The following is a 12864-nucleotide window of genomic DNA, read 5'->3' as shown; positions in this document are numbered from 1 at the left end:
GTCAGCCTCCCGTGATGTTCAGACCGGACAGATCGGCCATCAGCTGTGCGGTCAATGACTCGACGTCGGACGCGTGCTGCTCCATCTCGCCCTCAGCGTGCTCGAGAGCCTGCAGGTCGGCGTAGAACTCGTCGGGATCGCCGGCGACGGCCTCGACGATGGGGGAGTCGAGGGCGGCCGAGATGATCTGGGGCAGCTCGTTCGCGAGAGGCTCGATGGCGAGGGGCAGCAGCTGGGCGAGCAGCTGCTCGACGGCGATGTCGACCGCTGCGTTGAGCAGCTTCTTCTTCAACAGCAGCATGGGCCCGGCGCCGAGGGCCGTGACCGGGTTGGTGAGCATGCCGACGAGCGTGATCATCGTGGTGGTGACGTCGGCGATCACCTTGATCTTCAGTCCGAAGACGACGTCGGCGGCGATGTCGATGCCGCTGGGCACCGGCTGCAGCAGGCTGAGCAGCTTCTCGAGGTTCTGCGAGCGGTTGGTGTTCCACGCGCTGACATAGGCAGGGCCCGCCTGCCCGCGCATGGCCGCGGCGAGGTCGCCGTTCACCTTGCGGTCCATCTGCTGGATCTTGCTCTCGAGGTCGCCGCGGAAGTTCGAGATCATCACCCCGGCACGACGAAGCTCGTCCTCATCGATGTCGGGCCAGTCGAAGCCCAGCTTCTCCATCACCCAGATCAGCTCATTCGGCAGCATCATCCCCACAGCACAACCTCAACGGGTACAGGCTATTCGGTCGTCCGACATGCGGGCGATGGGGAGAAGGACCCATGCGGGCCGACAGAGCCGGTCGAGGGATGTCAGGGAGCGAGGATCGCGCGGGCTAGCAGCTCGTCGGCGACGAGCACATCGATCAGCCCGGACCTGGCGGCCGCGATCGTCGCCTCGGCCCGGTGGCCCCCGTACGAAGTGGCGATGATGTGCGGCACGTCGCGCAGCGAGTCGATAGTGGCGCCGATGACCCGGTCGTCGATGTCGTGGCTCACCGGCCGGCCGTCGGCGTCGAACAGGCGTCCGGACACCTCGCCCACGGCGCCCGCCCGCCGCGCGGCCTCCGCCATCTCCTGCGGGACGATCGGATACAGAGCCGACCCGGTCTCCTCCCAGGTGCCGATGGAGAGCACGGCGACGTCGAGGTTCGAGACCCGAGCCAGGCAGTCCGCGATCTCGGGCTGCAGGCGCAGAGCAGCCGCGGCGTCGAGATCGCCGACGAACAGCGGCGCGTACATGGGGTGCGCGGTGCCCTCGGCGATGCGCGCGACTTGGCGGATCACCTCCACAGAGCCGAGGCGATCGCCCGGCATCGTGAGGGCGCCCGCGAGCTGCACCACGTCGCAGGGCGCGAGGCGGGCGAGGTGGTGGGTCATCGCCTCGATCGCGCGACTCCAGGTGAGGCCGATGGTCTGCCCGGCGTGGATCTCATCCGACAGCAGCGAGGCCAGCGCGCGCCCGATCCCGTCGATCGTCGGCGCGTGCGTCGAGTCGTCGCTGCGAGAGATCACCGTCGCGGACTTCAGGCGCAGACGGGCCGCCAGTCGGCGCCCCAGCTCTTCGTTCTCCTCGCTGGGATCGCCCACCTCGATCCGAACGAATCCGCGGGAGCGCGCCGAGGTGATCAGTCGTGCCACCTGCCAGCGAGACAGTCCGGTTTCCGCTGCGATCTGCACCTTGGAGTGGTCATCGAGATAGTACGCACGCGCCACGCGCAACATCAGCTCGTCGTCGAACTCCGGCATGTTCGCCTGCGATGTCACGATGCCCCCATCCGCCCGGCGAAGCCCGAGCCGCTCATATGAGCGCAATACTACCGCTCAGAATTGAAAAGTGTGCGGGATGCTCCTACGCTGACCACGCAAACGCTCATCCGTGAGCACAGGTACGCTCAAAAGTGAGAACCCCTGGAGGAACCCATGACCGCACCCACCCGTGGCACAGTCGCCGCTCGGGCTGAGGGTAAGACCGCTCGTCGCGCCACCACCGCCGCCTTCGCCGGCGCCTTCATCGAGTGGTACGACTTCTATCTCTACGGCACGGCATCCGCCCTGATCTTCCCTGCCGTCTTCTTCCCCGAGACCTCTCCCGAGCTCGGTCTCATCCAGTCGTTCGCGGCTTTCGCCGTCGGGTTCCTCACCCGTCCCATCGGCGCGATCCTGTTCGGTCACTTCGGCGACAAGATCGGCCGCAAGCCGATGCTGCTGCTGACAGTGCTGCTCATCGGCATCGGCACGTTCGGCATCGGCCTGATCCCGAGCGCCGAGCAGATCGGCATCACGGCCGCCATCCTGCTCATCTTCCTGCGGCTGGTGCAGGGCGTCGGCATCGGCGGTGAGTTCGGTGGCGGATCGCTCGCCGCCCTCGAGAACGCGCCCATCGGCAAGCGCGGACTGATGGGCAGCTTCCACCAGATGGGCACCCCGGCCGGTCTGCTGGTGTCGACCGGCGTGTTCAGCCTCGTTCAGCTGCTGCCCACCGAGGCGCTCTTCGACTGGGGATGGCGCATCCCGTTCCTGCTGTCGGGCGTGCTGACCCTGTTCGCCTTCTACATCCGCCGTCACCTGCCCGAGACGAAGTCGTTCACCGACGACTCCGAAGCGACCCGCAAGATCCCGTTCTTCGCGCTCATCCGCGAGAACTGGCGTGGCCTTCTCATCGGCATCGGCGCGCGCATGACCGACGCCGTCACGTACAACATCATCAACGTCTTCGCGATCTCGTACGCCACGAACTACATGGGCCTCGACAGCAGCCACATGCTGACCGGCTTCATCATCTCGGCCGCCGTGCAGATGTGCATCCTGCCGTTCATCGGCGCACTGTCCGACCGCATCGGCCGCCGCCCCGTCTACATCGCCGGCATCATCATCTGCGGTATCGGCGGGCTGTTCTACTTCCCGGTGCTGCAGATCGACAACGTCGTGCTCACCTGGCTGATGATCATCCTTCTGCACGCCATCGGCACCGGCAGCATGTTCGCCATCCAGGGCGCCTTCTTCGCCGAGCTATTCGGCACCCGCATGCGCTACACGGGCCTGGGCGTCGTCTACCAGGGCTCCGCACTGCTCGGCGGCGCTCCCACCCCGGCGATCGCCCTGGCTCTCAGCCTGGCGTTCGGCACCTACTGGCCGGCCGTGATCTACCTCGTGGTCATGTGCGTCGTCAGCGTGGTGTGCGTCGTGCTGGCCGGTGAGACCAGCCGGATCGATCTGAAGGATGCCGGTCGCCGGCGTGCCACGAGCGCGCCCGAGACGGCATCCGCTCTGGAGGAGAACGCATGACCCGTCCCAACATCGTGCTGATCATGACCGATCAGCAGCGGTTCGACTCGATCGCGGCCCTCGGCCACGATCACGCCGTCACCCCGCACCTCGACCGCCTCGTCACCGAGGGCGCCGCGTTCACGAACACGTACGTGGCAAGCCCCTCGTGCGCGCCGAGCCGTGCCAGCCTCTTCACCGGCCTGTACCCGCACAGCTCGGGCGTGCTCCGAAACGACGACCCGTGGAAGCACTCCTGGGTCGAGCTGCTCGCCGAGGCCGGCTACCGCACCACGAGCATCGGCAAGATGCACACCTATCCCTATGAGGCGCCGGTCGGCTTCAAAGAGCGTCACGTCATCGAGAACAAGGACAGGGCGCACCCGAACCTGCCCTACTTCCTCGACAACTGGGACAAGGCGTTCTGGATCCGCGGGCTGCAGAAGCCGAGCCGCGTCACCTACCGCGACTTGCCGGACTACGCCGAGCGCCTCGGCGCGTTCGAGTGGGAGCTGCCCGAAGACATGCACGCCGACAACTTCGTCGGCGGGCTGGCCGAGCACTGGCTGCGCACCTACCCGAACCACGACGAGCCGTTCTTCCTGCAGATCGGGTTCCCCGGGCCGCACCCGCCCTACGACCCGACCCCGCGGCACCTCGATCCGTTCCGCGACAAGGACATGCCCGATGTGCCGCGCTCGCAGGAAGACCTCGACAGCCAGCCCTTCCCCCTCAAAGAGCTGCGCAAGCACCACCAGGCCAATGATCACGACGCGATCGTCATGCTCGAGAATCCCACTCTCGAGCAGCTGCAGCGTCAGCGGCGGCACTACTTCGCCAACGTGGCGATGATCGACGAGAAGATCGGCGATCTGATCACCGCCCTCGACGAGCGCGGCGTGCTCGACAACACCGTCATCGTGTTCACCTCCGACCACGGCGACGCGCTCGGAGACCACGGCCACTCGCAGAAGTGGAACATGTACGAGGGCTCGGTGCACGTGCCGGGCATCATCTGGGGCCCGCCCTACATCCGCGCCGGCCAGGTGCACGAGGGTCTCATCTCGCTGATGGACTTCGCGCCCACGATCCTCGAACTCGCCGGCGTCACGCCGCCGGTGTGGATGGAGGCCGACTCGCTCGTGCCCGCCCTGAAGGGCGAGCCGTGGGAGGGGCGCGAGTACGTGTTCAGCGAGCACGCACGCGACTTCATCCTCACCGAGACCGCGCTGATGACGATGGTGCGCGACGCCCGGTACAAGCTCGTCGAATTCGTCGATCACGACGAGGGTCAGCTCTTCGACCTGCAGGATGACCCGCGCGAGGAGGTCAGCCTGTGGGCCGACCCTGCTCATGCGGCCACCCGCGCACGCCTCGAGAAGGCGATCGCGCGCTGGCGGGCGGAGAGCTCGATGCACACCGCCACCTGGTCGAAGGACGTGCGCTGATGGACGCGCGAGACGTGATCCCCGAGCGGATGCGCACCTCAGAGCTGCTGGCGCAGGATTCGCTCAGGCTGAGCGAACGCGCGGTTCCGGCGCCGGCCGCCGACGAGGTGCTCGTGCGTGTGGCATCCGTCGGGGTGTGCGGTTCTGACACGCACTACTTCACCCACGGTCGGATCGGCCCGTTCGTCGTCGATCAGCCGCTGGTGCTCGGCCACGAAGCCTCCGGCGTGATCGTCGCCGTCGGCGGAGAAGTGGATGCCGCCCGCATCGGATCCCGCGTGTCGATCGAGCCGCAGCGCCCCTGCCGGCGGTGCGAGCAGTGCAAGAGCGGCGCATACAACCTGTGCCCCGAGATGCGGTTCTTCGCGACGCCGCCGGTGGACGGCGCGTTCAGCGAGTACGTGACGATCCAGGCCGACTTCGCGCACCCCGTGCCCGAATCGGTGTCCGACGACGCGGCGGCCCTCATGGAGCCGCTCTCGGTGGGCGTGTGGGCCTGCCGCAAGGCGGGGGTCACGGCCGGTTCGCGGGTGATCATCGCCGGGGCGGGCCCGATCGGCGTCATCACCGCTCAGGTCGCGCGGGCCTTCGGCGCCACCGAGATCGTCATGAGCGACGTCTCGGAGGAGCGCCTGGCCTTCGCCCTCGCGCATGGCGCCACGAGAGTGCAGCACGCGAGCGCGCGGCCGGCGGAGGCGCACTTCGACGCGTTCATCGACGCGTCCGGTGCCGAGCCGGCCATCCGCGCGGGCATCCCCGCGGTGAAGCCCGGTGGTCGCGTCGTGCTCGTCGGGCTGGGGGCGGACGATCTGATGCTGCCCGTCAACCTGCTGCAGAATCGCGAGCTCTGGCTCACCGGCGTGTTCCGCTATGCGAACACCTGGCCGACCGCGATCGACCTGGTCGCCAGCGGGCGCGTGGATCTCGACGTGCTCGTGACGCACCGATTCGGTCTGGACGAGGTGCAGGACGCGCTGATGGCCGGTCGTCTGCCCGGTGCGTTGAAGGCCGTCGTCGAGCCGTGGCGGTGACCGCCGGCCGCCTCGGCGTGATCGGCGAATCGCTCGTCGACGTGATCGTCGAACCATCGGGCGCGCGCACCGCGCGACCGGGCGGTTCGCCGATGAACGTCGCGATCGGGGCCGCGCGCCTCGGGCTCGATGCGATCCTCGTGACGGCGGTCGGCGACGACGAGTACGGCGCTCTCCTGCGCTCGCATATCGAGCGCGAGGGCGTGACGCTGATCAACCGGGGGAACCTTGAGGGTCGAAGCAACCATGCGATCGCCACCTTGGCTCCCGATGGCAGCGCGGAGTACGTCTTCCGGGTGCCGAACCGGGTGAGTGCGCCCGTCGCCGCGCTGGCGGAGCACGACCTCGCGCACCTGCATGTCGGGTCGCTCACCGCGGCGAGCGATGAGGAATGGGCGGGCGTACTCGCGGCCGCCGAGACCGTGCGCGGGTCGGGCACGGTCAGCTTCGATCCGAACTGCCGCCCCGACATCGGGATCCCGCACGAGCAGAGCCGCGCGCGGGTCGAGGCGTTCGTCGCGGCATCCGATCTGGTGAAGGCGAGCGACGAGGACATCGCGTGGCTATACCCCGGGTGGGATGCCGATGCCGTGGCGGCGCGCTGGATGTCTGCCGGAGCGCGGCTGGTCGTCGTGACGCGCGGCGGGCGCGGACCGATCGGGTACGCCAGGGGCGTGAAAGTCGCCCTGCAGGCGCCGAGCGTGAGCGTGATCGATACGGTGGGTGCCGGCGACTCCTTCATGTCCGCGATGCTCGCGTGGTGCGACTCGTGCGGGATGCTGGGGGAGCGGTTGCCTGCCGAGCTGACCGCCGACCAGGTGAGCGCGCTCCTCGGCTTCGCCGCCCGAGCTGCGGCCATCACCTGCACGCGGGTGGGCGCGAACCCGCCTACCCGGAGAGAGCTCGCCGACGGCTGACGAACGCCCGCTGGTCGACCTTGACCGGTGATCGTCGAATGCGGCGACCGGTGGTCAGCAGGTAGCCCGGTTGAGGCAGGGGGGCGTCATTGCCGTCGTGGTGCTCGACGCGGCTGAGCTCAGATCCGCACGCAGGCGGCGCCGGCGAACTGCGCGTCGACCAGCGCGACCACGGCCGACGCAACCGTGGTGACGCCCGGCTGCAGCTGCTCTGCGACGATGTCGTGGGCCCGCATGCCCACCTCGCACGCCTCGATCACCGCGGTCGCGGGCAGGTGCGAGAGGTCGAGTGGCGTGGCATCCGCGGTCACCCCTGTGATGGCCGGACCGTTCACGATGATGCGGATTCGGTGATCGGGACGGCTCCGGTGCAGCGTGCGCGCGGTGCCGATCGAGCGGGCGACGTCTTCGGGTCGGCTGGAGACGTGCAGCAGCACGGTGTGCGGATCGGTCATGGGCTCCTCATGGTTTCGTGTCGTCGTGGTGCACGACGCGGCTGAGCTCGATCACTCCGCCGGGCAGCTCCCAGTAGTGCAGTCGGCGGGCGCCGGGGGTGTTCTGCTCGATCGACGAGCGCCAGCACTTCGAGCCGTCGGCGCGCACGACGTACGAGTCATCGCCACCCTCGCCGGTGCGCAGCCGGTGCAGCTCGCGTGCGGGGATCTCGCGGTCGCGCCCGGTGACGGCGTCGACGCAGGCGCGCACGGCCTTGCTCAGCTGGTTCTCGTCGAGCGCGGCGAGCGAGTCGATGAACGCCGCGCCGAACGTGAATTCCCGCAGCGGCCAGCGGGCGCGCTCGCCGGGGGCCGTGCGGTTGCCCCAAGTGCGTTCGATCTCGAAGCGGATGCCGTCGGCCGTGGGGTCGACGTGCGCGCGCTCCGCGGCGCGACGGGCATCTCGCAGGGCGCGACCCGCCTCGCGGCGATCGTGCGAGGCCTCCGACAGGCTCGCCTCGACCTTCGCGCGCTCGGCGCGCTCGTCGGCGAGCTTGGCGCGCAGCTGCTCGTTCTCGGCGCGCAGGCGCTTCAGCTCGGCGCCGTCGGATGCTGTCGCGCCGCCGCGGCCGACCAGGTTCGTGACGGCGAGCAGGTCACCGCGCAGCGCGGCGACCTCGTGCGCGAGCGCGGAGACATCGGCGCGGGTGGCGAGGTCTCCGGTCGGCACGGGGGTGGATGCTGCGGGTGCGGCCGGCTGCTCGGCGGCGTCCGTCGGTGTCTTCTCGTGCTTCGGCTCGGTCGGCCGTCCCTCGCCGAGCCAAGGTGCGCCGCCCGCGACGAGCGCGAGCGAGGGCACGAGGGGCCGACGGGTCGGCATCCGCGAGACTGAGCGCGACCTCGTGACCGGGGGCGCGATGCACCCGCACGCGGATCATGTCGCCGACCTGCAGCACGTCGCTGACCGGGCCCTCGGCGAGATCGACGTCGCGGCGGCGAAGGATCACCGAGACTCGCGGATGCAGTTGCACGGTCGCGCGCAGGTCGGTGACCTTCACGACCAGGGCGAGCGTGTGCGCGCCGTCGACGAACGCGGCGAGGTCGGCGTCGAGGGGCTCGGGCTGCAGTTCGCGCCCCTCGAGGATGCCGCTCACCCGCTCGCCGGGGATGAGCGCCGCCGCCAGCGGGATGTCCGGCGGCAGCAGTGCGGAGGTGGCGGTGACGACCGTGCCGTCGTCAAGGCGCACCATCGCGCAGGTGTCGTGGGCGAAGAAGCCCTGAACGATGCCGGCGGCGCGACGGATGCGGGGCGCCGGTGCCGACTGCACGGTGCGCCGGCCGGTCTGCGCCATCGCGTCGTCGACGAGATCGCCGGTGTCGGCGTGGTTCGGAAACCGCAGGTGCGAGCGGTGCCAGTCGGGGTCGGCGTGGAAGTCGACCGGGTACGAGCGGGCCGCGCCGTTGAACACCTGCGCCTTCGGCGGCAGCAGCAGTTCGAGGTGCTTGGTAGCGGGTCCGGTCTCGATCGTGACGACCTCGGCGATACCGTCGAGCTCATCGCGCAATGCGTCGATGTCGAACAGGAACTCGCCATCGGTCGTGCTCGAGACGAGCAGCAGCGGATGCTCGCGGGGCGTCAGGATGCGGGCCGCAAGCGCCTCGGCCTGCGTCGGAGTCGAGACGTCGGCGTTCATGTGCGGGAGTCTATGCGGCGGTCTGACGATGCCGTGGGGGCGTGCCGGGGTCACCCTGGCGCGACCACCGCGAGACCACGGGCCACGGAGGCGGCGGCGAGTTCGTCGTCGTAGGTGAGGATGCCGCTGATCGCGGTGCCGAGGCGCAGCGCTGTGGCGAGGTGCAGTGCGTCGAGGGTGCGCGGACCGCTGTGCAGATTGATGGCGGCGGTGGTGATGTCGTCGCCGAGGGTGCGCATGCGGATCGTCTAACAAAACGGTACGATTCGTATCAGTTAACGTCAGAGAGGCCGCCATGACATCGCAGATCAACGCCCGAGACGCCGTCCTCGTTTCCTACCGCCGTACGCCTTTCGGCCGTGCGCGGAAAGGCGCTCTGGTCGACGAGCGACCGGAGGACCTCGCGCTGACCGCCGTGCGCGCAGCGCTGGCTGATGTGCCGCAGATCGATCCGAACACTCTCGACGACTTCTACCTCGGCACCGCCGTGCCCGAGGGTGCGCAGGGAGACAATGTCGCGCGCCGCGTCGCGGTGTATGCCGGGTACGACGGCCTGCCCGGCGCCACGATCAACCGCTTCTGCGCGTCATCGCTGCAGGCCCTCGCCGCAGCATCCCGCGCCATCCGCTCCGGCGACGGCGATGCGTTCCTCGTGGCCGGCATGGAGTCCACGTCGAGCACGCCACCCATCTCCACTCACGTGCATCCGAGCGCGGCTGCGGCCTCGGCGCGGTCCGGACGCGTCTTCGCCAGCGGGGAGGGGTGGACCGATCCGCGCCTGGCCGGCGAGGAGCCCGACGTCTACATCCCGATGGGCGCCACGGCGGAATTCGTCGCGAAGCTCACCGGCACGACACGTGAGCATCAGGACGCCTGGGCGCTGCGCTCGCAGCAGCGGACCGCCGCTGCCGCCGCCCGCGGCTGGTTCGAGGGTGAGATCACACCCCACACGCGAGCCGACGGCGTGATCGTCACCGACGACGAGGCGCCGAGACCCGGCACCACGGCCGAGGGGCTGGCCGGGCTCACGCCTGCGTTCCGCGAGGGCGGCACCGTCACAGCCGGCAATGCCAGCCCGCTGAACGATGGGGCATCGGCGGCCGTCGTGATGAGCGCCGAGCGCGCACGCGAGCTCGGGCTCACTCCACGTGCACGGATCCTCGGCGCGACGGCCAGCGCGCTCTCCCCCGAGATCATGGGGCTCGGACCGGTAGAGGCGACGACGAAGCTCCTTCACCGGCTGGGTCTCACGGTGGCCGATATCGACCTCGTCGAGTTGAACGAGGCGTTCGCGGCGCAGGTCGTGCCCACGGTCCACCGACTCGGGCTCGATGAGGAGCGGGTGAACGTGAACGGCGGTGCGATCGCCGTCGGGCATCCCTTCGGCGCCACCGGGGTGCGCCTCGCGGGGACGCTCGTGCGCGACCTCGAGGAGCGGGACGGGCGCCTGGGTCTCGCGACGCTGTGCGTCGGCGGCGGCCAGGGCATGGCGCTCGTCGTCGAGAGGCTCGGCTGATGGGCGTCGTCGATCCCTTCATCGTCGGTGTGCTCGAGAACGAGCCGTCCTGGCGGTGGTTCGGGTTCGCCATCGACGAGGCCACCGAGGGACGCGCGACGGTCTCACTGATCGTCGACTCCGGGCACGTCAACGCCAACGAGGTGACGCACGGTGCGATCGTGTTCGCGGTGGCCGACCAGGCATTCGCGATGGCTGCGAACACCCTCATCCCGCACGCCGCCACCGGCGACGCGCAGATCCACTACCTCGCGCCGAGCAGGCTCGGACAGCGGCTCGAGGCGAGCGCCGTGACGTCGTGGGCGGATGCCCGTCGCGCCGTCGTCGACGTGACGGTGCGGGCTGACGGCGAGGCCGTCGCCACCTACCGAGGCATGGCCCGAGCCACCCGGCGCGCCTGAGCGCCGGGACGCCGAGGAATCCGACCGCAGATACGCCAGAGGCGCCGATCCGCGATGCGGCTCGGCGCCTCTGGCTGCGAGACGAGTCAGGCCCGGGTGCGGCCCTTCACGAATTCGCTGTCGGGAAGGTCGGTGACCGGCAGCCCGGATGCCTCGAGAGCGGCGCGAGCCTGCTTCATCAGGCGGTCGGGGATGCGCGGGGCGGGAGCGCGAAGGGCGCCGCCGTTGAATCCCGCGAGCCATTCCTGGTACTTCCAGCCGGTGCGATTGATCACCGTCGTGCCGACTGCCGAGCCGGTGAGGATCGCCGTGTTCGCGGCGCGGGCGGGGGCGACCTGCCACCAGAGTTTCATGGCCTCCTCCCACTGGCCCTGCTGCGCCAGCCCGAACGCCTTCGGGAAGTAGTCGCTCATCCAGTTCGTGTTCGACGTGCCCGAGAACTGGAAGTCGATCACCGACATCAGCGGGATGGTCTCACTCTCGATCGGGCACGAGATCACGACCTCGTCGGCGAAGTGGTGCTGCATCTCCATGATGCCGCCGATGGTGGGGTAGCCCTGCTCCGCCTTGATGGCGACGATGTTCGGGATCGTGTCGAGCACGTGGCGCACGAACGGCACCGGCATGCCCGCCGGATCGATCCGTTCGAAGCCCCAGGCGGGAAGTCCGAAGAGCATGGCGGCGAGATCGGTCGAGTCGGCCAGAGCCTTGGTGTAGTCGTAGACCTCCTGGTGCGAGGTCGCCCAGAAGGCCGTCGGGTACGAGATCAGAACGCTGTCGACCCCCTCCTTCTCGGCGAGCTTGAGCGCGGTGATGTTCTCTTCGAGGGTGTTGAAGGCGGCGTGGAAGAAGAGCTGGAAGTCGGGGCCCGCGGCTTCGCGCGCGACGGCGGTGACTCGAGCGTTCTCCTCCGGGGTGATCGCCAGTTCGGTGACGAGCAGGGTTCCGGCGAACCCGAGCTCCTTCAGCTTCAGGATGTCGTGCCTGATCGCGTTCTCGTTGATCCTCGAGAAATCGGCGCTGTATGACGGCATCGTCACCGCGATGGCGCCCTTCCAGTTCTGTCGCGCCCAGGCGCGGGCCTGGTCCTTCGTGTAGTCGACCATGCTGCTCCTCATTTCCGTGTGGTGACGATTCCGACGGGCAGTTCCGTGCCGACCCCGCGTTCCCGTGCGAGATCGACGAGCGTCTCGGCGACGACGACGTCCTGCAGGCCGGAGCCCGTCGATTTGTAGATGCGGATGCCGCGCTCGACGTCGACCTCGCGATCGCCGCGCAGGACATCGTTGAGGGATGCCGTGATCGATTCGACGTCGATCCCCGCGGCGGCAGCGGCGCGCATGTCACCGCTGCCGTGCACGACCTCGTCAACACCGTCGGCGACGACGAGCGTCGCGCGTGCGATGAGGTCGGCCGGCAGCTCGCGCTGCGCCGGTGTGGTCGATCCGATCGAGATGACGGTGGTATTCGGCCCGATCCAGTCGGCCTGAACGGTCGGCGATTCATCCCGGGATCGCGCTGCGCAGAGCACGAGATCAGCATCGCGGGCGGCCTGTTCGGCGGAATCCACCGCAGTCACCGGTACGCCGAGCTCCGCCGAGAATCGCTCGGCGAAAGCCTCACGGTTCGCGCGGGTGGGGCTGAAAACGCGCACGCTCGCGAACCGCGCCACCAGCGCCAGGGCGGCAGTGTGCGACTGCGCCTCGAAGCCCGATCCGATGACGCCGACGGTGAGCGGCCGATCCGGTACGAGCGCCGCCGCGCCCACCGCGGTCGTCGCGGCGGTTCTCAGTCCGGTCACCCGGTTGCCGTCGACCAGGGCGACGAGGTCGGCGGTGTCGCGGTCGAACAGCGAGATGAGGTAGCTGACGCGCAGCCCGTCGGCGAAGGAGCCGTTGATCGACTTCGCGCCGAAGAGTCTCCCGCTCGCCGGCACGGACGGCATGACGCGCATCCACTCACGGCCGCTGTCGGCGAAGATCCGACCGGGATTGCGCGCATCGTCGACGGGTGCCGAATAGGCGGCACGGATCGCATCGATCGCCGAGGGCAGATCGGCGAGGGCCTCCACGTCGGCGTCGGTGAGGAAGAGCGGCAGCTTCCCGGGGGTGGAATCGGTGCTCACGAGCGGCTCCTTCGGGTCATCTGGCGCGGGTCAACGTGGTACA

General features: G+C 69.3%; 14 protein-coding genes. 6 read left to right on the top strand and 8 right to left on the bottom strand.

Annotation, left to right across the window (positions count from 1 at the left end):
* Position 1: 1 nt before the first annotated feature.
* Positions 2-700, bottom strand: a complete 699-nt coding sequence (locus PGB26_RS03305) for a hypothetical protein (RefSeq protein ID WP_271638865.1) — start codon at positions 698-700, stop codon at positions 2-4.
* Positions 701-801: 101 nt separating this feature from the next.
* Positions 802-1755 (bottom strand): sugar-binding transcriptional regulator, encoded by a 954-nt coding sequence (locus tag PGB26_RS03300; RefSeq protein ID WP_271638864.1) that lies wholly within the window; start codon positions 1753-1755, stop codon positions 802-804.
* Between the two features lie 156 nt (positions 1756-1911).
* On the opposite strand from PGB26_RS03300, the gene PGB26_RS03295 reads away from it, so the two are divergent.
* The 4 genes from PGB26_RS03295 to PGB26_RS03280 are packed head-to-tail and all read left to right on the top strand — an operon-like array spanning position 1912 to position 6651.
* Positions 1912-3276, top strand: a complete 1365-nt coding sequence (locus tag PGB26_RS03295) for an MFS transporter (protein WP_271638863.1) — start codon at positions 1912-1914, stop codon at positions 3274-3276.
* A complete protein-coding gene (locus PGB26_RS03290; protein WP_271638862.1) occupies positions 3273-4703 on the top strand; it encodes a sulfatase family protein in 1431 nt (476 codons plus the stop codon). The genes PGB26_RS03295 and PGB26_RS03290 overlap by 4 nt, the downstream gene beginning before the upstream one ends.
* On the top strand, positions 4703-5734 hold the full coding sequence (locus PGB26_RS03285; protein WP_256220995.1) for an NAD(P)-dependent alcohol dehydrogenase: 1032 nt from the start codon (positions 4703-4705) through the stop codon (positions 5732-5734). The genes PGB26_RS03290 and PGB26_RS03285 overlap by 1 nt, the downstream gene beginning before the upstream one ends.
* Entirely contained in the window at positions 5731-6651 is a 921-nt protein-coding gene (locus PGB26_RS03280; RefSeq protein WP_071640855.1) for a carbohydrate kinase family protein, read from the top strand. The genes PGB26_RS03285 and PGB26_RS03280 overlap by 4 nt, the downstream gene beginning before the upstream one ends.
* Positions 6652-6770: 119 nt before the next feature.
* On the opposite strand, the gene PGB26_RS03275 is transcribed toward PGB26_RS03280, so the two are convergent.
* The 4 genes from PGB26_RS03275 to PGB26_RS03260 are packed head-to-tail and all read right to left on the bottom strand — an operon-like array spanning position 6771 to position 9018.
* On the bottom strand, positions 6771-7106 hold the full coding sequence (locus tag PGB26_RS03275; protein ID WP_071640773.1) for a DsrE family protein: 336 nt from the start codon (positions 7104-7106) through the stop codon (positions 6771-6773).
* A gap of 7 nt (positions 7107-7113) precedes the next feature.
* Complete coding sequence (locus tag PGB26_RS03270; protein ID WP_271638859.1) at positions 7114-7815, bottom strand: hypothetical protein; 702 nt, start codon at positions 7813-7815, stop codon at positions 7114-7116.
* The gene (locus tag PGB26_RS03265) at positions 7742-8779 is read right to left on the bottom strand and encodes a hypothetical protein (RefSeq protein WP_271638858.1); all 1038 of its coding nucleotides are present in this window, start codon (positions 8777-8779) and stop codon (positions 7742-7744) included. Before PGB26_RS03265 ends, PGB26_RS03270 begins: the two co-directional genes overlap by 74 nt.
* 50 nt (positions 8780-8829) lie before the next feature.
* The gene (locus PGB26_RS03260; RefSeq protein WP_271638857.1) at positions 8830-9018 is read right to left on the bottom strand and encodes a hypothetical protein; all 189 of its coding nucleotides are present in this window, start codon (positions 9016-9018) and stop codon (positions 8830-8832) included.
* A 56-nt stretch (positions 9019-9074) separates the two neighbouring features.
* Here PGB26_RS03260 and PGB26_RS03255 point away from each other — a divergent pair, with 56 nt between their 5' ends.
* Both PGB26_RS03255 and PGB26_RS03250 read left to right on the top strand, forming a co-directional pair.
* The gene (locus tag PGB26_RS03255; RefSeq protein WP_271638856.1) at positions 9075-10295 is read left to right on the top strand and encodes an acetyl-CoA C-acyltransferase; all 1221 of its coding nucleotides are present in this window, start codon (positions 9075-9077) and stop codon (positions 10293-10295) included.
* Positions 10295-10696, top strand: coding sequence for a PaaI family thioesterase (locus tag PGB26_RS03250; protein ID WP_071642156.1), 402 nt, complete (start codon positions 10295-10297; stop codon positions 10694-10696). Before PGB26_RS03255 ends, PGB26_RS03250 begins: the two co-directional genes overlap by 1 nt.
* 86 nt (positions 10697-10782) lie before the next feature.
* On the opposite strand, the gene PGB26_RS03245 is transcribed toward PGB26_RS03250, so the two are convergent.
* On the bottom strand, positions 10783-11802 hold the full coding sequence (locus PGB26_RS03245) for a dihydrodipicolinate synthase family protein (protein WP_071642154.1): 1020 nt from the start codon (positions 11800-11802) through the stop codon (positions 10783-10785).
* Positions 11803-11810: 8 nt separating this feature from the next.
* Positions 11811-12821: an ornithine cyclodeaminase family protein gene (locus PGB26_RS03240; protein WP_218161800.1), complete on the bottom strand. Its 1011-nt coding sequence runs from the start codon at positions 12819-12821 to the stop codon at positions 11811-11813.
* Positions 12822-12864 lie beyond the last annotated feature (43 nt).

The organism is Microbacterium sp. nov. GSS16 (genome assembly GCF_028198145.1).
In the GTDB taxonomy this organism is placed as follows: domain Bacteria; phylum Actinomycetota; class Actinomycetes; order Actinomycetales; family Microbacteriaceae; genus Microbacterium.
Note: the sequence above shows the minus strand (reverse complement) of the source record. Positions and strands in the feature narration are given on the sequence as shown.